Origin of the sequence: Bradyrhizobium sp. HKCCYLRH2060 (assembly GCF_051168135.1) — a bacterium.
In the GTDB taxonomy this organism is placed as follows: Bacteria; Pseudomonadota; Alphaproteobacteria; order Rhizobiales; family Xanthobacteraceae; genus Bradyrhizobium.
On the sequence record NZ_JBNPUK010000002.1, the window covers coordinates 603,744 to 626,503 of the forward strand.

Sequence of the window (22,760 nt, forward strand, 5' to 3'; positions counted from 1 at the left end):
GCCCAGGCCAAGCTCCCCAGCACCATCGCAAGGGGATCCGACATGACGAGCACCACCCGAAGCCCGCTGGGAACCGCGCTCCGCGCGTGCTTTCCCGCGCTCACCGCGACCTTCGTGCTCAGCCTCTTCATCAATGCGAGCATGCTCGCCTCGCCACTCTACTCCATGCAGGTCTATGACCGCGTGCTCACCAGCCGCAATCTCGGCACGCTGGTGATGCTGACGCTCATCGTCGGTGTTTTCCTCGTGCTGTATGGCGTCCTCGAATTCGCCCGTTCCGGCGTTCTGGCCCGTGCCGGCGTGCAGTTCGAAGGCACGCTGCGCCACCCGCTGTTCGAGACGATGATGAAGGCGGAGCTGTCGCCGCGGCATCGCTTCGGCCAGCAGATCATCCGTGACGCCGAGACCATCCGCGACTGCATCTCCAGCGGCACCGCCGCCATCGCCTGCGATCTGCCGTGGACGCCGGTGTTCGTCGCGCTGTGCTTTCTGCAGCACGCCTATCTCGGAATCCTCTCTTTGCTCGGCGCGACGGTGCTGTTCTCGCTGGCGCTGCTCACCGAATTCTACACCCGCGCCAGCGTCGAGCGCACCAACGCGCTGGCCAACGAGGCCTCGCGCTTCGTCGCGGCGGCGCTGCGCAATGGCGAGGTCGTGCGCGGCCTCGGCATGGGCGACATCGTCATGGACCGCTGGAGTTGCCGGCAGTCGGCGATGGTCGATGCCCACAGCACCCTCGTCGAGCGGGGCGCGGCGATGCATTCCGTGACCAAGTTCGCGCGCATGGCGGTGCAGACCTCGCTGCTGTGCATCGGCGCCTGGCTCGCGATCGAGCAGCAGATCTCGCCCGGCGCGATGATGGCTACGTCGATCATCATGGGCCGCGCGCTGGCGCCGGTCGAGCAGGTCGTCGGGCAGTGGAAGCGCATCATCGCATTCCGCTCCGCCTATCGCCGGCTGGAGGAGCTGTTCCAGGCCCTGCCAGTCACGGCTGCGCCGACGGCGCTGCCGACGCCGCGCGGCGACATCGACGTCGAGAACGCCGTGGTGTGGCCGCCGGCGGCCGGCCGCCCCTCGGTCAAGGGCGTCAGCTTTTCGCTCAAGGCCGGCGAGAGCCTCGCTATCGTCGGCGCCTCCGCCAGCGGCAAGTCGAGCATGGCGCGCGCCATGGCCGGGGTCTGGCCGCTGCGCGAAGGCGTGATCCGCATCGACGGCGCCGCCTACAGCCAATGGGACCCAAACCGGCTTGGCAAGCACATCGGCTACCTGCCGCAGGACATCGAGCTGTTCTCAGGCACCGTCGCCGACAACATCGCCCGGCTTGCGAAGGTCGACGAAGCAGCCGTTGTCGCTGCCGCCAAGGCCGCCGGCGCGCATGAGGTCATCCTGCGCCTGCCCAACGGCTACGACACGCCGATCGGCGAAGGCGGCGTGGCATTGTCCGGCGGCATGCGGCAGCGTGTCGGCCTCGCCCGCGCGCTCTACGGCAATCCGCGGCTCTTGATCCTCGACGAGCCGAACTCGAACCTCGACGAGGACGGCGAGCGGGCGCTGGCGCACGCCCTGGCCCAGGCGAAGACCGCCGGTCGCACCGTGATCGTCGTCACTCACCGTCCGCAGCTGTTGGCGCATGTTGACCGCATCATGGTGATGGCCTTCGGCAAGACGCTGGCATTCGGCCCGCGCGACGAGGTGATCGCCAAGATGCGCGGCCAGCGTGTCGTCATCGCCCACGACCGGGCGACCGCCAGCGCAGCGGCCTGAACGAACCCAGTGCAGATCGCACATCGCAAGGAGCCGGTCATGATCAAGTTCACATCGTCAACGAGGACCCTGCAGCTGGCCTTCGCGACCGCCGTCCTGCTGCCGATCTCGGCTTCGGCGGAGACGCCGATGACCGCGCGGCAGATGCTGGCTCACGCGCAAACCCAGGCCCTCAATGTCCCCAGCGATATCAGGAAGCCCGAGTTGGACCGCAGCGAAAAGATCACCAGCGAGGCCGCCTCCGCAGGCAATGCCGCCATCGCCGCCCCGCTTCCGGTCATCGAGCCGCCGGCGCCGATCTCGCCGCCAGCCCCGGCGCTCACCGCACTGGCTGCGCCCGTCCCGGCGCCTGGGGCAGCCTCGTCGCAGACGCGTACCAACTCGCTCACGGCCGCCGCGCCCGTTGCTGAAGCTGCCAAGACGTCGAATGCAGCGCTCGCGACACCGCCCGCGGCCGCCACCACCGAAGCAGGCCCGATGGCACCAGCCCCGACTCCGCCCGTCACGGCCGCAGCTTCACCGGTGCTGGTCCCCGCGATCGCTCCTGTTGCCGCGCGGCCCCGGTCCGGCCTCCCGGCCGCGGCGGCCACACAGGCCACGGGGGCGCAACCGGCCGCTTCGTCGTCCGCCGAAAAGCCTGCTCCTGTACGGCATCAGCCAACCCGTGCCGGCGCGGCAGCGGCCCGTCCTGCACCCAAGCCTGCTGCAAGATCGTCAAGACACAGCGACGAGGATGCCATCAGTACCCGGATCTCGCGCATCATGCGCCGGCCGGACGTGCAGTCCCTGATGTCGCAATACGGCCTGGACTGACAACGAGCACCGCCGGACGATCGATGCTGATCGACATCAGGCCCGGCGGCTGATCAGTTGGCCGGATCGAACATGCACTACAGCGCGGGTTTCGCGATCTTGGTGAACGTGGGGCCGATCTCCGCTCGCTTCGGTGCGGGCACCCAATCGATCTCGATGGTCGGCACGCCGGTCTCGCTGATCCCGCGCAGCAGCGCCTCGCGCAAGTCGGCATCCTCCACCATCGCGGCCGCATGATCATGCAGGCAGGAGCAGACAGCTTCAGGATGCGTCCACCGGTCGAGCATATGAGGCGCACACTGCCGGACGAACTCGCCGCGCAGATCTGGCAATCGGGTCGTCGTCCGCGCCTCGACGCAGGGCCAGAAGAGGCACACCAGCACGGCAAGCGCCGCAGCGCCCAGCCGAAAACGCATGGTGGACCGCTGGTGCTTGTTTTTCGTCATGTCATCCACGCGGGCCGGAACGACAGGATTCGCATGTCGCTGATGGTTTCTTACCCGCTTCAGGTTTCAAGCGGCCTGCGGCACGGGCACAAAATGGTTTCATGGCCCCTCCGCTTCGTTTCATCGCGACCCACCCGACGACACAAAGTACAATCAAACCGAGAGTGATCTAAGCACCACCTGCTTTCGCTGCGCCAGCGCCATCCGGGGCAATCGTCAATCTCCCGATGGAGAGCTTCTTAACGACCTTGCGTTAACCGTGGCCGCCAGGGAGAACCTCCCAGGCCACCACAGCGATCCGGCAGCGCGGCGCGCTGGGGGACGAAGTTGCCCCTCAGGGTCACCATGGACGAGCGCTTGCCCATACCCAAGCCGAAAGTGTCTCGCCGCAGCTCCCTGGCTTACGCCGATGGCGCAGCAGCGAACCGAGAGCTACGCCGGCTCGACGCTGCAGAGCCTGGTGCGGCTGATCGGCTGCCACGATCCTGCCAAGCAGCAACCGCCCAGCCAGGCTTTCGGCAGCCGATCTCTTGGCACGTCCCTCATTGAATGAAATCACCGCACTTCTGGACTGCGCCGTCATCGGCTTTGCCCCAAGGCATGATCGGGACGGAGGAGGTCGAGTTCTTCGGCGAGCCCTCGATCAGCCTGTCCGAGTAGACCATGTAGACCAGCACGTTGCGCTTGGCGTCGCAGCCGCGAACGATCTGCATCTTCTTGAAGAACAGCGACCGCCGCTGCCGGAACATGTCGTCGGCCTGTTCGAGCTTGCGCTTGAACCTGATCGGGCCGATCTGCCGGCATGCGAGCGAGATGTCGGAGACCTCCTCGGCCAGGCCCAGCCAGCCGGCATATCCGCCCTTCTGCGGCACCGTGAAGTGGCAGGCGACGCCCTCGACCTCTGGATCATCAACGCCATAGGTCGCGAGCTTGTCATTCGGGCTGAGCAATTTGAACACGGTCGACCGACGGAAGATCAGATCCGGCTCGTCTGCGGCGTATGCTGAGATGACAGGCGAGGACAATCCGATAAGCAGTAGGCAAGCGAGGGTTTTCAGCCACAGATCAAACCGTTTGGTGGCTCTGAACGACATGTCGGTCTCCGTTATACCGCCGATGCTCGGCATACCGCCCATGTAGGGACACAAATGCCTGCAAGGAAGGCGCTCCAGCCCGTGACCTTCCACTACCCGTTTAACGGGATGTGAGGCTTTTCTGCTACGATTGGAACGAAATCACGCAGGGCAGAAGCCCCAAGCTGGTGAACGCAGACTCCGTCTGCGACACTAAAGACCAGATGGTTCTTGAGGATTTGCCGGAATGCTCTGCGTTCGTGCGGCCGCCAGGGGGCGGTTCTATTGTGCAGCAATCGTTTCAGTTCCGCTTGCCCTCGCAGCGACTTCACAGGCTGACGCAGCGTCTTATTACTACTGGAACGACTCTCAGCCCGTCACCATTGCTCCGACCTTACGCCCGGCCGCGCCGCGCAAGGCCAAGGCGCGCCACCTCGACAAGCTGAAGACCGAGAAGGAGGCTGCCAAGCCGCAAGGGCCGGTCACGATCGCGGTGTCGATCAACAAGCAGCAGCTCAAGGTCTACGACGCAAACGGTCTGTTCGCGGAAGCGCCGGTCTCGACCGGCATGAAGGGACATTCCACCCCGATGGGCGTGTTCAGCGTCATTCAGAAGCAGAAATTCCATCGCTCCAACATCTATAGCGGCGCCCCGATGCCGTTCATGCAGCGCATCACCTGGTCGGGCGTCGCGCTCCATGCGGGCGTACTGCCCGGCTACCCGGCCTCGCATGGCTGCATCCGCATGCCGCCAAGCTTTGCAACCCGCTTCTATGGCTGGACGCGGATGGGATCCCGAGTCCTGGTCACGCCGAACGAGGTGGCTCCTGCGAGCTTCTCGCATCCCATGCTCGCTGCACTGAAGGCGCCGCAGCCGAGCGCATCGGTGCAACCCGATGCGACTGCGCCGGCGGCGATCAAGTCGGACAAGGGCGCCGCCGTCACCACCGCGATCACAGTCGCGACGGCGGATCTGCGCGCCACGATCGGTCATGCCGAGAGCCCGCGCTCCGGCGAAGGATCGCCCGCCGCGTCGCGCCAGGTGCAGACCGCCGACGCCGCCAACGCCAACGGACTCCCACCGATGGTCTCGGATGCTTCCCCAAGCGTCGAACCATCGCGCTCGCCACCGGTGGAGGTTCAAAGCGATACTGCCGATCTGAAGCCCAGTGTCGCCGAGACCAAGATTGGGCCTGCGACCGCCGACGCTGAGGCCAAGTCTGCCCCCGGCGACGTCGCTCCGGCGAACGAGCCAACGAATGCTGCGCAGGTGGCCGCTCCGGCTGTCGAGAAGCCGGCTGAGGCATCGAATGCCGAAGCCACCGGTTCGACCGAACTCCAGCCTGCCGAGTCTAAGCCGGCTGAGTCCAAGTCGGTAGAGTCCAAGCCCGCCGACGCCCCGATCGCGGACCAGCCTGCGTCGCCGTCCACACCGGCGGCAGAGGCACCGGCGAAGGCGGTCGATCCCAACGATCTCGCCAAGGATCAGTCGCGTGTTGCCGCGCCGGACAAGCCGATTGCGCCCAAGCCCGAATTGAAGCGCAACAGCCAGATCGCGATCTTCATCAGCCGCAAGGATTCGAAGCTGTACGTGCGGCAGAACTTCGCTCCGGTGTTCAACACCCCGGTCACCATCGCACCGGGCGACAAGCCGCTCGGCACCCACGTGTTCACCGCGACGGCTGACAAGGCCGATCCGGCGACGATGCGCTGGTCGGTCGTCTCGCTGCCCTCCTCGGCGCGAAGCACCGCGGCGACCGATGGCGCCGCCAAGGCGGTCCGGCGCGGCAAGAAGTCCGCGGGCGCCGATGCCGAGCTGAAACAGGTCGTTCAGCTGAGCAGCGCAGCCGAGGCGCTCGATCGCATCACCATTCCCGCCGACGTGATGGCGTGGCTCGGCGAAGCCCTGTCAACCGGAAGTTCGCTGATCGTCTCCGATCAAGGCATCAACCAGGGCGAAACCGGCGAGGGCACGGACTTCATCCTTTCGCTGCGCTGAAGACCGACGCCGTCCCTCTTTCCGCCCTACGGCAAGGGTATCCCGTGCCGCAACGCAGTCTGATCCAGCGCAACGCCGAAGCCGTTCACGCATCGGCAGGTCGAGCGCGGGCACATTCATGCTGACGGGGCTGGCTCTGCTCAGGGAGATTCACATGATCAATCGCAGGATGGTTGTTCTCGGCATCGGCGCCTCGTTGTCGGGCGCGGCGCTCACGTCGCAGGCGGCTCATGCCGACAATGCGGTGACCAAGATGACCGCCTACCGCTTCTCCTTCCCGGCGCTGGCCGGTGAGCCGATTCGGCTCGCCGATTTCGCCGGCAAGCCGGTGCTGGTCGTCAACACGGCCTCGCAGTGCGGCTACACCCCGCAATACACCGGCCTCCAGAAGCTGTGGAGCGAGTTCCATGAGCGCGGGCTGACGATCATTGCCGTGCCGTCCAACGACTTCAACCAGGAGCCCGGAATCGCCGGCGACATCGCCGAGCTGGCCAACAAGGACTATGGCGTGACCTTCCCGATGACCGCCAAGGCGGTGGTCACCGGTTCCAACGCCCACCCGTTCTACCGCTGGGCCGCCGAGGCGCGGCCCAAAGAGACGCCGCGCTGGAACTTTCACAAATATCTGATCGGCCGTGACGGCTACATCGCCGACGTGTTCGCCTCCTCGGTCGAGCCGACGGAGACGCGGGTCAAGACCGCGGTCGCCCGGCTGCTGGCGAACGGCTGAGCAACACTCGGCAGGAATGCGGCGGAAGCCGGCAACTTCCCCCGTGTTTTTGCCTCGTTTCCTTTTGGCGCCACTCCGGCTGCTGGGCTAATATCCCGGCCGGATGACGGAGCGACTCTCGGCACTGGCGCTCCCGTTGCAACAACCCCGAGGAAACACGATGCGGATTGCAGCAGGATTGGTGTTCGCGAGCTCTTTGGCGGCTTCGCTGTTGACGTCTGGCGTGGCGTGGTCGCAGGCGCAGCGCACGGCGGCGGCACCGACCCCGGCTGCTGCCGCACCCGTACCCGCTCCGGCCGCTGCGGTGCAGACCCAGCCGCCGCGCGCGCCCTGCATGAACCCCGAGGCGCTCGGCGTCGGCCGCACCGTCGAAATCGACACGACCGGCGGTCCAGGCTTCGGCTTCGAGCACTTCAAGGACCTTGACTTCCTGAAGGATCACGAGGTCGTGCTGACCTTCGACGACGGCCCGTGGCCGGAGAACACGCCCAGCGTGCTCAAGGCGCTTGCCGACCAGTGCACCACCGGCATCTTCTTCATCATCGGCAAGCATGCGACCTATTATCCGGAGATCCTGAAGCAAGTCTACAATGCCGGCCATACGGTCGGCACGCACACCTGGTCGCATGCGGCGCTGACCAACAAGAAGCTGACCGAGGATCAGCGCAAGGAAGAGATCGAGCTCGGCATCAGCGCCGTGAAGTGGGCGCTCGGCGGCAACTCGCCGGCGCCGTTCTTCCGCTTCCCGGCCCTGCAGCACCCGCCGGAGATGGTGACCTATCTCGGCACCCGCAACATCGGAATCTTCTCCTGCGATCTCGACTCGTTCGACTTCAAGGCGCGCAATGCGCAGGCGGTGCTCGACGTCACCTTCAAGAAGCTCGACAAGCTCGGCAAGGGCATCATCCTGATGCACGACTTCCACAAGCATACCGCCGAGGCCCTGCCCGAGATGCTGCGCCGCCTGAAGGCCGGCGGCTACAAGGTGGTCGCGATGCGCGCCAAGGCGCCGGTGCAGTCGCTGCCGCAATATGACGAGCAGCTCGGCAAGGTCGCGAAGCTGCCGACGGTGAGCCAAAGGCCGGTCTCGAGCGTTGTGACGACAGTGTCCGAATGAGACAGGATTCCTTTCGTCAGTGACCAAGCTTCGTATCGAAGGTTACGTGATCGTGTCGGCCGACGGGATGTTGGCCGACGCGCACAATGCGATGCCGCCCGCCCTGAAATTCCCCGGCGACGCCGCATTCTTTTCCCAGGCCCTCGATGGCGCCGATCTGATCGTCCATGGCCGCAACTCCTATGAGGACCAGCCGAACTCGCCGAAGCGCCGGCGCATCGTCGTGACCCGCAAGGTCGCGGGGCTGGCGCCGGATCCGGAGAAGCCGCTCTCTACCCTTTGGAATCCGGCGGGCGCCTCCTTCGAAGCCGCCTGTGAAGCCGCGGGCGTCAGCTCTGGCACGGTGGCCGTGATCGGCGGTCCGGTCGTGTTCGAGATGTTCATGGACAGCTACGACAGCTTCTTCCTGTCGCTGGCGCCCCACGTCTCCCTGCCCGGCGGCGCGCCGTGCTTTCCAGGCGTCGGTCCCGACCGATCGCCGCAGCAGGTGCTGACGGCCCACGGCTACACGCCGTCCAATCAGCTGATGCTCGATCCCGCCGACGACGTCAGCGTCACCGCCTGGAAGCGATCCGCTTAAGGCTCCCTCCTAGATATCTCCGTAGGCGCTCTGCTCCGGTGCCTTCGGGCCCTTGCCGTAGCCGAAGATCATGAACAGCGCGCCGATGATCGACAGGTTCTTCAGCGCGTCGATCAGGGTCTTGGCGTTATCGGGCGGAGTCTGGTTCCAGAAATCGTGGAAGTAGAAGATCGTGGCGCCGACGAACACGATCATCAAGAGCGCGAACAACCGCCCGAGGACGTTGAGCGCGATCATCACACCGGCGAGCACCTCGAACGCGCCGGCCGCGATCGCCAGGATCTGCGGCATCGGCATCTTGGCGGCGGCCTCGAGCTGCGCCGCATAGGGCGCGAGCATCGTGGGAATCGTGACCTTGGCGGCGATCAGATCGGCGGTGGCGGCAATGCCGAACAGCTTGGTCGCGCCCGTGTAGATGAAGATCACGGCGAACAGAACGCGCCCGAACGTAATGAAACCCGGCATTCTCGCCCTCACGGATCAACTTCAAACGATGTGTCGCCGGCCTACCGGGCCGGATATGTGACGTCGCGAACGCTTTTCAACAATAAAGGCGGGCGGAATACGACCGAAACCGGACGAATTCCGCCACACTTCGATCACGCCAACCCGCTTTACGCGAACAGCGTCGGCTGCGCCCTCCCCGCCCGCTCCTGGGCCTCGACGGCGGCCACCGCCGTCATGTTGAGAATGCCGCGCGCCGTCACCGACGGCGTGAGGATATGCGCCGGCCGCGCCGGACCGATCAGGATCGGCCCCACCGGGACCGCATCCGCCAGCACCTTGATCATCTGATAGGCGACGTTGGCGGCATCGAGATTCGGCATGATCAGCACGTTGGCCGAGCCCTCGAGATTGGAATGCGGCAGGATCGCCTTGCGCGCGGTCGCCGACAGCGCGGTGTCACCCTGCATCTCGCCGTCGGCCTCGAGGTCGGGACGATGCTGCTTCAACAGCGCCGTCGCCTGCCGCATCTTGCGCGACGACTCCGTGTCGTAGCCGCCGAAATCGGAGTGCGACACGAACGCGATCTTCGGCTTGATGTTGAAGCGCGTGACGTGGTTGGCCGCGAGCGAGGCCATCTCGGCGAGCTCCTCAGCGGTCGGATCCGGCCGCACCTGGGTGTCGCCGATGAAATAGGCGCCCTTGCTGGTGATGGTGAGCGCCAGCGCCGCGTAGTCGCTGACCCCCGGCATGAAGCCGATGATCTCGCGGACGTGGCGCAGATGGCTCATGTAGCGGCCTTCGACGCCGCAGATCATCGCGTCCGCCTCGCCCCTGACGACGGCAAGCGCCGCGATCACCGTGGCGTTGGTCCGCACCACCGTGCGCGCCGCATCCGGCGTCACACCGCGCCTTCCCGCAATCTCGATATAGCTCTGAACATAGGAACGGTAGCGCGGATCGTCCTCTGGATTGACGAGGTCGAAATCACGCCCGGCCTTGATCGACAGACCGAAGCGCTTGATGCGGGCCTCGACCACGCTGGGGCGACCGACCAGGATCGGCCGCGCCAGCTTCTCCTCCAGCACCACCTGGGTCGCGCGCAGCACGCGCTCGTCCTCGCCCTCGGCATAGATCACGCGGACCGGCTGCGTCTTTGCCTTGGCGAACACCGGCTTCATCACCAGGCCGGAGCGGAACGCGAAACGCTCCAGCAGCGCGGTGTACTCGTCGAAATTGGTGATCGGCCGCGTCGCGACGCCGGACTCCATCGCCGCCTTCGCCACCGCCGGCGCAATGCGCAGGATCAGGCGCGGATCGAACGGCGAGGGGATCAGCGAGCCCGGGCCAAACCCTTGCGTCTCGCCGGTGTCGAAGCCGCGGGACACCGCGTCCGACGGCGGGTCCTGGGCGAGCTGCGCGATCGCATCGACCGCGGCCTGCTTCATCGCCTCGTTGATCGCGGTGGCGCCGACGTCGAGCGCGCCGCGGAAAATGAACGGGAAGCACAGCACGTTGTTGACTTGGTTCGGGAAGTCCGAACGCCCCGTGCAGATCATCGCGTCGGGCCGGGCCGCGCGCGCCTCCTCCGGCATGATCTCGGGGTTGGGATTGGCCAGCGCCATGATCAGCGGCTTCTCGGCCATCTGCTTGAGCAGCTCCGGCTTCAGCACGCCGCCGGCGGACAGCCCGAGGAAGATGTCCGCGCCACCGATCACATCGGCGAGCGTCCGCTTGTCGGTCTTCTGCGCATAGACCGCCTTCCACGGGTCCATCAGCGTGTTGCGGCCCTCATGGACGACGCCGTCGATGTCGCAGACCCAGATGTTCTTGCGCTGCGCGCCCATCGACACCAGCAGATTGAGGCAGGCGATCGCGGCGGCGCCTGCGCCCGACGTCACGATCTTGACCTCGGAGAGCTGCTTGCCGGACAGCGACAGCGCGTTCTTGATCGCGGCGCCGACGATGATCGCGGTGCCGTGCTGGTCGTCATGGAAGACCGGGATCTTCATCCGCTCCTTGAGCCGCGCCTCGATCTCGAAGCACTCCGGTCCCTTGATGTCCTCGAGGTTGATGCCGCCGAAGGTCGGCTCCAGCGCCGCGACCGTCTCGACCACCCGGTCGATGGTATCGGCCGCGATCTCGATGTCGAATACGTCGATGCCGGCGAATTTCTTGAACAGGACCGCCTTGCCCTCCATCACCGGCTTGGAGGCCAGCGGGCCAATATTGCCGAGGCCGAGCACGGCGGTGCCGTTGGAGACGACGGCCACCAGGTTGGCCCGCGCGGTCAGCGATGCCGCCTCGGCCGGGTTGTTGGCGATCTCGGTGCACGCAGCGGCGACGCCCGGCGAATAGGCCAGCGCCAGGTCGCGCTGATTGGCGAGCGGCTTGGAGGCCTGGATCTCCAGCTTGCCGGGCCGCGGCAGGCGGTGATAGGCCAGGGCTGCGGAACGAAGATCTTCAGAATAGGACGACGACATACGTGCTCCAGCGTTTCCGACCCGGATTTTTGGTCTCTTGAGTCTCGGTCAGACGTCGGTTTTTCCGGCCGGTGGAAGCGCATGTGATGCACGCTGGGCGGCTTTCATGCAACATCCGAAACCATGCTCGCCGGCATCCCGGGCCAGCGATTCCCCAATTCGCAGAAGCACATCCCTACTCCATCGATTTCATTGAGACCATCACCACTTGCTGCCTAAGCCTTGGGCGGAGCACATCAAATGACCCGTATCGTGATCGGAATTCTCACGGCTGTCGCGCTGGCCGTCGCTGGCCTCGTCGGCGTGCCCTGGTACGCCCAGAGCCGCGCCGAGCGCGAGGTCGAGGCGAGCTTTGCCCAGATCCGGCAGAGTGGCGCCACGGCAACCCATGGCAAGGTCGCCTTCGACCTGTGGAGCCGCAAGTTGACAATCGCCGATGTCAAGCTGGAATCGGCGACCCAGCCGCCGGCCAGCGTCGTGCTCGGCACCATCACCGCGACCGGCCTGAGCCAGCCTGATTCCGAGCATGCCACGGCCGCCAGCATCGAGATCAGCGACATCGCCATGGCCGGCCAGATCCCCGGCCCCTCGCCGCTGCGCCTGAGCTACAAGCTGCCGCAACTGGTGGTGAAGGATTACGCCGGCCCCGCGCGGTTCGCGGCGATCCCGGCCGGTGCGGGGGCGCTCGAGACCACCCGCGCCCTCGCCCAACAGCTCGCAACCGTCAGCGCAACCTCGGCCACGGTACCGCGGGTCACCGGCACCATGGAAGGCGGCGCCTCGGTCGGGCCGACCGAATTCGGCTATTCCGGGCTGGTGGTGGACGGCATCAAGGGCGGCCGCATCGACAACTACAAGATCCAGGAAGTCACCTTCAGCACGGCGGCGCAACCGCCGAACGGCAAGGTCGAGACAGTGCGCGGCCGCATGCTCGACATCGTGACCAAGGACATCGACATCAACGCCATCGTCGCCCTGTTCGCGGCAGAGTCCGCCAACGACGATCGTGCCATCCGCCTCAGCGGCTCCGCCGGGATGGGCCTCTACGAGATCACCTCCGATCTCGGCATGCGCATGCACATCGACGCCCTGACGATGGACGAATTCGGCGTGCGGCCGTCGCGCATCCAGCTTCCCGCGCTCGTCGCCGCCCTGACGCCGACGTCGCCACGAACGAGCGCCATGACGCCCGACCTCATCGACAAGGTGGCCAGCATCTATGACGGCGTCCTGTTCAAGAACGTCGAGGTCAAAGGCCTGGCGGTCGAGACTCCCGACGGCCCGGTCAAGGTCGCGCTGACGCGGTTCGACCTCGACGACGGCAAGGGCGACGTCGCGTTCGAGGGCTTCGACGGACGGACCCCGAACGGACCGGTCAAGCTCGGCCGCTTCGCGGTCAAGCGCTTCGACATGGGCGGTATGCTGCGCCAGACCGCCAAATTCGCCGTGCCCGGTGCCAAGCCCGGTGCGGCCGAAGCCATGGCGCTGTTCAAGCTGATCGGCGGCATCGAGCTGAAGGGGCTGACGACCTCCTACAAGGCGAGCACCAAGCCGGTGCAGATCGACAATTTCAGCCTCGACTGGGGCCAGTTCGTCGGTCCCATCCCGACCCAGGCGCACCTGGTCGCCAAGATGGCCGGTCCGCTGGATGCGTCCAATCCGGCGCTGCTGCCGCTCCTCATCGCCGGCATCGACACCGCCGCGTTCGACGCCGATCTCGGCCTCGGCTGGACCGAGAGCTCGGGCGCGTTCGCGCTCCAGCCGTTCAAGCTCGAGGTCAGCAACCTCATCGCAGCCTCGGCCAATGTCTCGCTGTCGCAGGTGCCGCGCGACGTGTTCACCATCGACCTGCAGCAGGCCACGACGGCAGCGGAGCAGATCGAGGCCAGCGGGCTGGAATTGACCCTGCGCGATCTCGGCGCGGTGGACGTGCTCGTCGCCAACTACGCGCGCGGTCATGCGATCACGCGCGATGCCGCGCGCAAGGCGCTGGTCGACAGCATCAAGGCGATCGGTGCCCAGGTCGCCGCCGACAACATCGATGTCGCCAGCGCCGTCGAGGCCATCAGCCGTTTCGTCCAGACCCCGCGCCAGACCTTCACGTTGAAGCTCTCGCCGCGCGCCAAGGTCCCAGCCCTGCAGCTCGCCCAGCTCATCGCCATCGACCCGCCGAGCGCGCTGGCGCAGTTCAAGATCGAGGCCCAGACCGCGCCGTGACTTGAGCCGCGATGTGAGGGGAGAGTGAGTCCCCGCCTCTCTCCTCCGTCATTACGCATTCCGGGGCGCGCGCAGCGCGAGCCCGGAATGACAACGATGGGATTTGTGCACGGGGCTGACATCGGTACGATGGCGAGGACGGCCTTTGTCCCATGAACGTCCGCGTTCTTCGCATCCCTCATTCAAGTCAACTCGCGAGCCACGCGCGTCCCCGATCCCGCGGCGCGAGCGCCCGAGTTGTCCGGTCGTTCGGCCCTCTCTCAGATGAAGAGGGCGCAGGGAATGCCGGGTGCTGGCCGCAACCCATGGCCCGCCTGCGAAAAAAAATGCAGGCGGCAGGTACCACAGGTTCAGCCGAACATCCGGCATTCCCTGCGCGGTGGGCTTTGCGGCTGCTTCGCGCTCTCCTCGGGGACCGGCTTGTTTGCCCCCGTCATCCGCGCGATGCCGGAAGGCATCCGCCGCGAACTTGACACCAGCATCGGGGTGTCAGGACCACACGACTTGACCGTCTGCACCCTGCCTTTCGTCCACGCGCCACGCGCGCTGCGACAGACTGCAGCCACCGCCTCCCCGCCTCACGTCTCGTGACGACCGCGAACCGTCCCTCTTCATCGAGGCGGGATGGCCGGAAATGTGGCGGTGATTTGCCCGACGGCGCAAGCGGAATGATTGCGACAAACTAACACGACGGGCAGTTTGCGCATGAGAGAGATGCGGAGATTGCCCGTCGGGCTGGCATCGGCACGATCGGCAACTATCAGTCACGTTCCTCGACAAATCACGCACTATGGGTCCCGGCGTTCGCCGGCTCAAGGCCGGGACCCACTCCCAGGATGCCATTCGAGGCAGGACGATCGCATCCGCCTTCTGCTGAAGAAAAGCCGCCTGCGGTGATAAGACGACGTCATGCCCCATCTCCACGCCTTCCTCCTGTTCCTCTCTGCCGCCCTGGTGGTCGCGCTGACGCCTGGGCCGGGCATCTTCTACATCGTGGCGCGGACGCTGGCCGGCGGACGGAGCGAGGGGCTGGCGTCCAGCGTCGGGCTTGGGCTCGGCGGGCTCGTGCACGTGATCGCTGGCGCCGTCGGGCTGTCGGCGCTGGTGATGGCGAGCGCGGAGGCGTTCACGGTGTTGAAGATCGTCGGCGCTTGCTACCTGATCTGGCTGGGCATCAAGACGTGGCGTGAGGCGCGGATCGCGGCGCCGCCGGGGGTGACGACGACCGGCAGCCGGCGCGCGTTCCGGGAGGGCATCATCGTCGAGGCGCTCAACCCGAAGACGGCCGCATTCTTCCTCGCGTTCATCCCGCAATTCGTCGATCCCACCGCTCCCGTCGCGGCGCAGTTCATCGTGCTCGGGCTGATCTCGGTGGCGCTCAACACCAGCGTCGACCTCATCGTCACGGTCTGGGCAGCCAAGGCGCGGCACGGTCTGGTCAGGCGGCCGAGCCTCGTCACGCGGATGCGCCAGGCGTCGGGCGCCGTCATGTGCGGGCTCGGCGGCGCGCTGCTGTTGGCGCGACGCGCGAGCTGACGGCGGGATCTCGCTCGCCTCACCGGCGGTCGCCTACGGCTCTCCCCTCAACGCCGCCCCGCCTCCGCCTCCAGCAGCCGCGCGAGCTCGGCCGCGGTGGTTTCGATCGCCGTGCCGCTGCGCTCGACACGCGCCTGGATCAGCGCCCCTTGCAGCGCGGAGGTGCAGAGCAGCGCCAGCGCGTCGGCCCGTGTCCTGGCGAAGCCGTCCTCGGTCAGCTTGCGGCGGAGTATCGCGAGGCGCGCCGCATAAGCGCGGCGTCCGGCTTCGCTGACGCCGCGCTCACGCGGCGCGAGCTCCAGCAGCACCGTCGTGATCGGGCAGCCGTTGCGAAAGCCCGAGCTTCGCATCCAGCCCGCGAGCAGCCGCGCATGCGCCCGCAACAGGTCGGCGGTCGAGCCGCATTCCGCCGCCAGCTTCTCGAGCGTCGCCGCGACCCGCGCGCCGGCCTCCTCGACCGCCGCCACCGCGATCTCGGATTTGCCGTGCGGAAAGTAGTGATAGAGCGAGCCCTTGGGCGCGCCGCTGAAATCGACGATGTCGTTCAGGCCGGTACGCGCATAGCCCTGCCGGCGAAACAACGTGAGCGCCGCATTGATGATCGGCTGCCGATGCCTGGGAACGGCCGGCATGATGGTCCTCCCCTCTCGCCTGGAAATTATATTGATTGGTCTACATCAGCCTCTCACAGTCAAGCCGGCAACGAACACGGGAGAGCGCAAATGAGCGGGGGAGCAATCTGCGACGTCAAGGACGGCGTCGCCACGATCGAGCTGGACGACGGCAAGGTCAACGTGATGTCGGCGGCCATGCTGGGGGAGATCGGCGCGGCGCTCGACCGGGCCGAAGCCGGCGCCGAGATCGCGGTGCTCCGGTCGGCCCGTTCCGGCATCTTTTCGGCCGGCTTCGACCTGAAAGTGTTCGCAACCGGAGACGCCGGGCAGAGCCTCGAGATGGTGCGCGCCGGCGCGGAGCTGGCGCTGCGCCTGCTGTCGTTTCCGCTGCCGGTGATCGGCGTGATGCAAGGCCATGCGTTTCCGATGGGCACGTTCCTGCTGCTCGGCTGCGATGTCAGACTCGGCGCGCGCGGGCCATATTGCATGGGGCTGAACGAGGTCGCGATCGGGATCGCACCGCCCACCTTTGCGATCGAGCTGGCGCGGAGCCGCCTTCACCCGGCCTGGCTCAGCCGCACGGTGACGCTCGGCGAGATGTATGAGCCCGACGAGGCATTGGCCGCGGGCCTGCTCGACCGCGTCGTCGCGCCGGACCAGGTCGATGCGACCCTCCAGGAGATCATCACGGCGCTCAGAGGCATTCACCGGGCGTCGCATGTCACGGCAAAGACGCGGCTGCGGCGCCCGGCCATTGAGGCGATGCGCGGCGCGATCGACCGCGAGCTGACGCTGTCCGCCTATCAGGCCAGCAACCCGATGCGCTCAGCGGTCCTCATGCCGCGTCCTTGAGTCCGTGGCGGCCTTGCCGCAAGACCCGGCGCGCGGCGGGACACCCCAAATTGCGCGAGGGTGCCCGGCCGCGCTTCGGCGCCTCATTCCAGCTCGATCGCCTGATAGGTGCCGGTCTCGTCGAGCGCGGTGCCCCAGATCTTGTGAGAGGCCTGATGCTCGGCGCGTCCGAAGGAGAGCTTGCTGCCGAGCCCGAGGTCGATGCTCTGCATCGACTCCAGCGTATCGACCAGCCGCTCGGTCTCGAGCGGCGTGGTCTGCTTCAGCGCCTGGATCAGGATGCTCGCCGAGATGAAGCCCTCGAGCGAGGTGTAGTCCGGCGCTTCGCCCGGGAAGTACTTCTCCAGCGCGGTCTTGTAGTCGAGCACCAGGCTCGAATAGCCTGCGACCGAGGGAACGCCCTGCGTGACGATGACGCCGTTGGTGTATTTCGAGCCGAGCAGCTTCAGCTCGGCCGCGAGCGACGACGATCCGACCGCCGAGATGTTGGCGTAGATCAGCCCTGGAACCGCCTCGTGGGTCTTCTCGATGAATTTCGCCGCCGCGCGGTCGGTCGCGATCATGATCACGGCCTTGATCGGCGGCTTGGTCTGCGCCTTCAGCTTGCCGACGGCCTCGTCGACGTCCAGCGTGCCGCGCGGAAAGCCGTAGCGGATGATCGGATCGTTGATGCCGTTCGCGCGGAACGCCTTGGCGACACCGTTGGCACCGTCGTCGCCATAGGCGTCGTTCTGCGCGAACACGGCGATCTGCTTCGCCGGGATGCGCTTGACCTTCATCAGGTAGCGCACGATCGCCGCGGTCTCTTCGGCGTAGCTCGCACGATAGTTGAAGACGTAGCGGTCGGGCGGATCGCGGCGGACGACGGCGGAGCCGCTATAGGGCGCGAAGAACAGCGCGCGGCGCTCCAGCGCGTAGGGAATCGCCACCGCGTTGTTCGCAGTGCCCATGTTGCCGATATAGCCGAACACTTGGTCCTTCTCGTACAATTGCGTCATGGCGCCGAGCGTCCGCGTCGGATCATAGCCATCGTCGGCAGCGATCAGCCGCAGCTTGCGGCCGTTGATGCCGCCGGCATCGTTGGCGCGCGCGAACGCGGTCTCGATGCCGAGCTTCATCTGGCGCGCGGACTCCTTGCGGACTCCAGAGAACGGGATGACGGTGCCGAACCGGATCTCAGTATCGCTGACGCCGTGCGGAAGCGGAGGCGGCAGGTTGGCCGTGGGCTGCGTCGAAGCGGCCGCGGTCGAGGGAGCCAGCGCGAAGGACAGCGAGGGAGCCGCCGACTGCTGCTGGCTGAGCGACCGCTCCAGCTCTGCCAATTGGCGCTCTGCGGTCTGACAGTTCACCTGCGAGGACGCGACCCGCCCGCGGCCCTCGGCGATGTAGCTGTTGAAGGTGCGGATGAGCCCATCGCGCTCGCCGCCGTTCGAAGAGCCCTGGCGGATCACTTCGCTGAATTGATCGATGATGGTCTGGACGCGTCCCTGGGCGATCTCGCGGCACGTCGCGGCCTGACCGACGACAGGACCGACGCGGGCGGCGAGATCACGAACGACATCGGGGGAAATGGGGACAGCAGAGGCGGCAGGGACGAAGAAGCAGGTTCCGAGAAGGAGCGCACACCAGCGAACGGTCATTTTGAACTATCCGTCTTCTTGTGATTGGTTGGCTATGTTCACTACATGAGTCAGACAGGCTTCTATTAAGGACAGGTTGCATAACACCGCAACCGCCATTCGGCCGATCGCTGTCGCCTGGAACTCATAGCGAGCCGCACTGCTCGATCGCGTTTTGCGTTGGGTCTCGCAACGCGCCGAACTAACAGCCGCCACCATCGATTAGTTCTCAGAATCAACACTTTGCCGCGGGGCACGACGGCCGGATCCTGTGACCGTTCGAAGAGCTCGGCGCGATGCGCGAGAGCGCATCCGGAGCCGCCTCGACGCAATCGAAGGCCCGGACGAAGTTGTTCGCAGTGTTAACCAGCATTAACGCGAGAACATCAAATACGGAGCGACGCCTTCAAGGCTGGGTCATCTTGCACCGGCGTGACGTCCTAACCGGCGGCGACATGCCGCAGCTCGGGGCCGATAACGACGAGCCGAGACGGATTGCGCTGTTCGTCTGGATCGAGACGCGCTCGGGGATCGCCTGGGAGGCGTTCGAGCCGCCGGTCGACGCGATCCACCATTTTGTCGGCAATGGATCGCGTGGGTCGTGGTGGCCCTGCACGTCGCCGCCGCGCTGTTTCATCACGCCGTCCGCCGCGACGGCGTGCTGACGCGGATGCTGCCGGGCCGTTCGGTGGCATAAGGGAGAACACTGCCGTGGGGTGGGCAAAGGCGCTGCCCTGCTCTCTCCTCACGGCAATCTGCTGGAGCGCCGTGCCCGCCATCTCGCGGCGGAATGCGCCGATGTAGGGTGGGCACGCTGCCGCCTGACGGCGGCCGCTTTGCCCACCCTACATCGAGCCCTGCCGACCTATTTGTTCGGCAGGTTGGTCCTGATGTGCAGCTCGCGGAGCTGCTTCGTCGAAGCCTCGGACGGGGCACCCATCAGCAGGTCCATGGCCTGCTGGTTCATCGGGAACAGCGAGATCTCGCGCAGGTTCGTAGTGCCACACAGCAGCATCACGATGCGGTCGACGCCGGCGGCCATGCCGCCATGCGGCGGGGCGCCGTACTGGAAGGCGCGGTACATGCCGCCGAAGCGGTCGACCACCTCCTGCTCGCCGTAACCTGCGATCTCGAACGCCTTCACCATCGCCGCCGGCTTGTGGTTGCGGATGCCGCCGGAGGCGATCTCGTAGCCGTTGCAGGTGATGTCGTACTGGAACGCCTTGATCGTCAGCGGATCCTGGGTCTGCAGCGCCTCCAGGCCGCCCTGCGGCATCGAGAACGGATTGTGCGAGAAGTCGACCTTCTTGTCGTCCTCGTTGTACTCGTACATCGGGAAGTCGACGATCCAGGCCAGCTTGAACTGATCCTTGTCGGCGAGGTTCAGCTCGTCGGAGACCTTGTTGCGGGCGAGGCCTGCGAACTTCCAGAACTTGTCGGGATCGCCGGCGACGAAGAAGGCGGCGTCGCCCTCCTTGGTGCCGATCTGGCTGCGGATCGCAGCGGTGCGCTCCGGGCCAATGTTGTTCGCCAGGGGACCCGCGCCCTCGCCGCCCTCGCGCCACATGATGTAGCCGAGGCCTGGCTGGCCTTCGCCCTGCGCCCACGAGTTCATCCGGTCGCAGAACGCGCGGCTGCCGCCACCCGGTGCGGGAATCGCCCACACCTGGTTCTTGGGGTCCTCGAGCATGCGCGCGAACACCTTGAAGCCTGAGCCGCGGAAGTGCTCGGAGACGTCGGCCATCTCGATCGGGTTGCGCAGGTCGGGCTTGTCGGAGCCGTATTTGCGGATCGCTTCCGCGAACGGGATGCGCGGCCAGCCCTTGGTGACCGGCTTCCCCTTGGCGAAATCCTCGAACACGCCGGTGATCACCGGCTCCATCGCCGCGAACACGTCCTCCTGCTCGACGAAGCTCATCTCGACGTCGAGCTGATAGAACTCGCCGGGCAGGCGGTCGGCGCGCGGGTCCTCGTCGCGGAAGCACGGCGCGATCTGGAAGTAGCGGTCGAAGCCCGACATCATCAGCAGCTGCTTGTACTGCTGCGGCGCCTGCGGCAGCGCGTAGAACTTGCCGGGATGGATGCGCGACGGCACCAGGAAGTCGCGCGCGCCCTCGGGCGAGGACGCGGTCAGGATCGGGGTCTGGAATTCGAAGAAGCCCTGCTCCTTCATGCGCCGGCGCATCGAATCGATGATCGCGCCGCGCGTCATGATGTTCTGGTGCAGCTTCTCGCGGCGCAGATCGAGGAAACGGTATTTCAGCCGGATGTCCTCGGGATAGTCCTGCTCGCCGAACACCGGCAGCGGCAGCTCGTCCGCGGGGCCGAGCACCTCGATGTCGGAGACGTAGAGCTCGATCTTGCCGGTCGGCAGATCGTCATTGTCGGTGCTCTTGTTGTCGGCGCCGGCCGGGCGGCGGCGCACCTTGCCCTCCATGCGCACGACCCACTCCGAGCGCAGCTTCTCGGCGAGGCTGAACGCCGGCGAGTCCGGATCGACGACGCATTGGGTGATGCCGTAATGGTCGCGCAGATCGACGAACAGCACGCCGCCATGGTCGCGGATGCGATGGCACCAGCCGGACAGCCGGACCGTCTCTCCGATGTTGCTCTCGCGGAGCGCGCCGCAGGTGTGGGTCCGGTAGCGATGCATGGTCGTCCTGAATGGTCGTCGTGAGGAAAAGGGAATCGGCGCAGCCGCAAGGGCGCGTTGCCGAATGCGCGCAGGGTTTAGCCGAGCCGCCCCGGCGCGGCAACCGCATGCGCGGCCCCTTTTCCGCCTCGTTGCGGAAAAGGCCGCCTCCCCGGCGCACCGGAGCAACCGGCCGCGCTGCCGCCGAATTGAGCTGGCGCTGAAACGCTCATCTGGCAGCCGTTTGGGCTCGAAAAGCGGCCTCAGCGGGCCTATCTTGGAGCCATGACCGTGCATTTCCCCTTCCAGAATTCCTACGCCGCGCTGCCGGACAATTTCTTTGCCCGGGTGGCGCCGACCCCCGTCGCGGCGCCCCGCCTGATCAAGCTGAACCGGCCGCTGGCCGAGGAGCTCGGCCTCAACCCGACGGAGCTGGAGACGCCGGAGGGCGCCGAGATCCTGGCGGGCAAAACCGTGCCCGAGGGTGCCGAGCCGATCGCGATGGCCTATGCCGGCCACCAGTTCGGGCATTTCGTGCCGCAGCTCGGCGACGGCCGGGCGGTCCTGCTCGGCGAGGTCGTCGACCGCAGCGGCGTCCGCCGCGACATCCAGCTCAAGGGCTCCGGCCCGACGCCATTTTCGCGCCGCGGCGATGGCCGCGCGGCGCTGGGGCCGGTCTTGCGCGAATACATCGTCAGCGAGGCGATGGCGGCGCTGGGAATCCCGACCACCCGGTCGCTGGCGGCGGTCGTCACCGGCGAGCAGGTCTATCGCGGCACGGCCCTGCCCGGCGCGGTGCTGACCCGCGTCGCCACCAGCCACATCCGGGTCGGCACGTTCCAGTACTTCGCCGCCCGCCAGGACGTGGACGCCGTGCGCCGGCTCGCCGACCACGTCATCAGCCGGCACTATCCTGATCTCGCCGGCACCGAGCGGCCCTACCACGCCCTGCTCGACGCCGTGATCGCGCGCCAGGCCAAGCTGATCGCCGACTGGCTGCTGGTCGGCTTCATCCATGGCGTCATGAACACCGACAACACCTCGGTGTCCGGCGAGACCATCGATTACGGCCCCTGCGCCTTCATGGACGCCTACGACCCCAAGCAGGTGTTTTCCTCGATCGACGAGTTCGGCCGCTACGCCTTCGCCAACCAGCCGCGCATCGCGCTGTGGAACCTGACCCGGCTGGCCGAATGCCTGCTGCCGCTGTTCGGGGACGACAAGGACGAGGCGATCAAGGAAGCCGAGGCTGCACTCGACGGCTTCGCCGCGGAGTTCACCGACGCCCACCAGGCGGGACTGCGGCGCAAGCTCGGCCTGTTCACGCGAGCCGAGGGCGACCAGCCGCTGGCGCAGGCGCTGTTCGACGCGATGGCCGCGGCCAAGGCCGACTTCACGCTGACGTTCCGCCGTCTCAGCGACGCCGCCGGCAACGGCGATCTCGGCGAGGTCCGTTCGCTGTTCGAGGATCCCGCCGGGTTCGACGAATGGGCGGCGCGCTGGCAGCAGCGCCTGACCGAGGAACCGCAGAGCCCGGCCGAGCGGCGCGCGGCCATGCGCAAGGTCAATCCGGCCTTCATCCCGCGCAACCACCGCATCGAGGCGGTGATCACGGCGGCGGTCGAGAACGACGACTACGCGCCGTTCGAGGAGCTGCATGCGGTGCTGGCCCGGCCCTATGACGACCAGCCGGACCGGGCTGATTATGCCGATCCGCCGCAGCCGGAGGAGCAGGTGTTGCAGACGTTCTGCGGCACCTGACACGCAGTCTTAACCTCGCGTCCACCATCGCCCTGACAGCGCCCGGGTCCTTAAGAAACGATCAACGCAGCCCCGACAAG

At 66.6% G+C, this 22,760-nt stretch carries 18 protein-coding genes; 11 read left to right on the forward strand and 7 right to left on the reverse strand.

What is annotated here, in order from left to right; all coding sequences use genetic code 11:
- Positions 1-42: 42 nt before the first annotated feature.
- Complete coding sequence (locus ACQR10_RS06635; RefSeq protein ID WP_316180858.1) at positions 43-1,764, forward strand: type I secretion system permease/ATPase; 1,722 nt, start codon at positions 43-45, stop codon at positions 1,762-1,764.
- Positions 1,765-1,803: 39 nt separating this feature from the next.
- Complete coding sequence (locus ACQR10_RS06640; protein ID WP_434911899.1) at positions 1,804-2,577, forward strand: hypothetical protein; 774 nt, start codon at positions 1,804-1,806, stop codon at positions 2,575-2,577.
- 77 nt (positions 2,578-2,654) lie between these two features.
- Here ACQR10_RS06640 and ACQR10_RS06645 read toward each other — a convergent pair whose 3' ends face one another.
- Complete coding sequence (locus ACQR10_RS06645; protein ID WP_434911911.1) at positions 2,655-2,993, reverse strand: hypothetical protein; 339 nt, start codon at positions 2,991-2,993, stop codon at positions 2,655-2,657.
- A gap of 572 nt (positions 2,994-3,565) precedes the next feature.
- On the reverse strand, positions 3,566-4,117 hold the full coding sequence (locus ACQR10_RS06650; RefSeq protein ID WP_315800246.1) for a CreA family protein: 552 nt from the start codon (positions 4,115-4,117) through the stop codon (positions 3,566-3,568).
- Between the two features lie 226 nt (positions 4,118-4,343).
- Between ACQR10_RS06650 and ACQR10_RS06655 the strand changes: the two genes are divergently transcribed.
- From ACQR10_RS06655 to ACQR10_RS06670, 4 genes are all read left to right on the forward strand, one after another.
- On the forward strand, positions 4,344-6,095 hold the full coding sequence (locus tag ACQR10_RS06655) for a L,D-transpeptidase family protein (protein WP_434911900.1): 1,752 nt from the start codon (positions 4,344-4,346) through the stop codon (positions 6,093-6,095).
- 154 nt (positions 6,096-6,249) lie between these two features.
- Positions 6,250-6,825 (forward strand): glutathione peroxidase, encoded by a 576-nt coding sequence (locus tag ACQR10_RS06660; RefSeq protein ID WP_316180865.1) that lies wholly within the window; start codon positions 6,250-6,252, stop codon positions 6,823-6,825.
- A gap of 160 nt (positions 6,826-6,985) precedes the next feature.
- The gene (locus ACQR10_RS06665; RefSeq protein ID WP_434911901.1) at positions 6,986-7,942 is read left to right on the forward strand and encodes a polysaccharide deacetylase family protein; all 957 of its coding nucleotides are present in this window, start codon (positions 6,986-6,988) and stop codon (positions 7,940-7,942) included.
- A gap of 19 nt (positions 7,943-7,961) precedes the next feature.
- The gene (locus ACQR10_RS06670) at positions 7,962-8,522 is read left to right on the forward strand and encodes a dihydrofolate reductase family protein (RefSeq protein ID WP_316180866.1); all 561 of its coding nucleotides are present in this window, start codon (positions 7,962-7,964) and stop codon (positions 8,520-8,522) included.
- A 9-nt stretch (positions 8,523-8,531) separates the two neighbouring features.
- Here the strand turns inward: ACQR10_RS06670 and ACQR10_RS06675 are convergent, their stop codons facing one another.
- Together ACQR10_RS06675 and ACQR10_RS06680 are read right to left on the reverse strand one after the other, a co-directional pair.
- Positions 8,532-8,987: a DoxX family protein gene (locus tag ACQR10_RS06675; protein WP_434911902.1), complete on the reverse strand. Its 456-nt coding sequence runs from the start codon at positions 8,985-8,987 to the stop codon at positions 8,532-8,534.
- 149 nt (positions 8,988-9,136) lie between these two features.
- Positions 9,137-11,449, reverse strand: a complete 2,313-nt coding sequence (locus tag ACQR10_RS06680) for an NADP-dependent malic enzyme (RefSeq protein WP_434911903.1) — start codon at positions 11,447-11,449, stop codon at positions 9,137-9,139.
- A gap of 240 nt (positions 11,450-11,689) precedes the next feature.
- Between ACQR10_RS06680 and ACQR10_RS06685 the strand changes: the two genes are divergently transcribed.
- Positions 11,690-13,666, forward strand: coding sequence for a hypothetical protein (locus ACQR10_RS06685; RefSeq protein WP_316215659.1), 1,977 nt, complete (start codon positions 11,690-11,692; stop codon positions 13,664-13,666).
- 909 nt (positions 13,667-14,575) lie between these two features.
- Positions 14,576-15,202 carry a LysE family translocator gene (locus tag ACQR10_RS06690; protein ID WP_316215658.1) on the forward strand — a complete coding sequence of 209 codons (627 nt, stop codon included), beginning with the start codon at positions 14,576-14,578 and terminating at the stop codon, positions 15,200-15,202.
- Between the two features lie 47 nt (positions 15,203-15,249).
- Here ACQR10_RS06690 and ACQR10_RS06695 read toward each other — a convergent pair whose 3' ends face one another.
- Complete coding sequence (locus ACQR10_RS06695; protein ID WP_316215657.1) at positions 15,250-15,834, reverse strand: TetR/AcrR family transcriptional regulator; 585 nt, start codon at positions 15,832-15,834, stop codon at positions 15,250-15,252.
- A gap of 90 nt (positions 15,835-15,924) precedes the next feature.
- Between ACQR10_RS06695 and ACQR10_RS06700 the strand changes: the two genes are divergently transcribed.
- The gene (locus ACQR10_RS06700; RefSeq protein WP_316215656.1) at positions 15,925-16,668 is read left to right on the forward strand and encodes a crotonase/enoyl-CoA hydratase family protein; all 744 of its coding nucleotides are present in this window, start codon (positions 15,925-15,927) and stop codon (positions 16,666-16,668) included.
- 83 nt (positions 16,669-16,751) lie between these two features.
- Here the strand turns inward: ACQR10_RS06700 and ACQR10_RS06705 are convergent, their stop codons facing one another.
- Positions 16,752-18,308: an ABC transporter substrate-binding protein gene (locus ACQR10_RS06705; protein WP_316215655.1), complete on the reverse strand. Its 1,557-nt coding sequence runs from the start codon at positions 18,306-18,308 to the stop codon at positions 16,752-16,754.
- A 275-nt stretch (positions 18,309-18,583) separates the two neighbouring features.
- Here ACQR10_RS06705 and ACQR10_RS06710 point away from each other — a divergent pair, with 275 nt between their 5' ends.
- Positions 18,584-18,952, forward strand: coding sequence for a hypothetical protein (locus tag ACQR10_RS06710; protein WP_410051392.1), 369 nt, complete (start codon positions 18,584-18,586; stop codon positions 18,950-18,952).
- 200 nt (positions 18,953-19,152) lie between these two features.
- Here ACQR10_RS06710 and aspS read toward each other — a convergent pair whose 3' ends face one another.
- Entirely contained in the window at positions 19,153-20,940 is a 1,788-nt protein-coding gene (gene aspS, locus ACQR10_RS06715; RefSeq protein ID WP_315800258.1) for an aspartate--tRNA ligase, read from the reverse strand.
- Between the two features lie 264 nt (positions 20,941-21,204).
- Between aspS and ACQR10_RS06720 the strand changes: the two genes are divergently transcribed.
- Entirely contained in the window at positions 21,205-22,680 is a 1,476-nt protein-coding gene (locus ACQR10_RS06720; RefSeq protein WP_316215654.1) for a protein adenylyltransferase SelO, read from the forward strand.
- Positions 22,681-22,760: the final 80 nt, after the last annotated feature.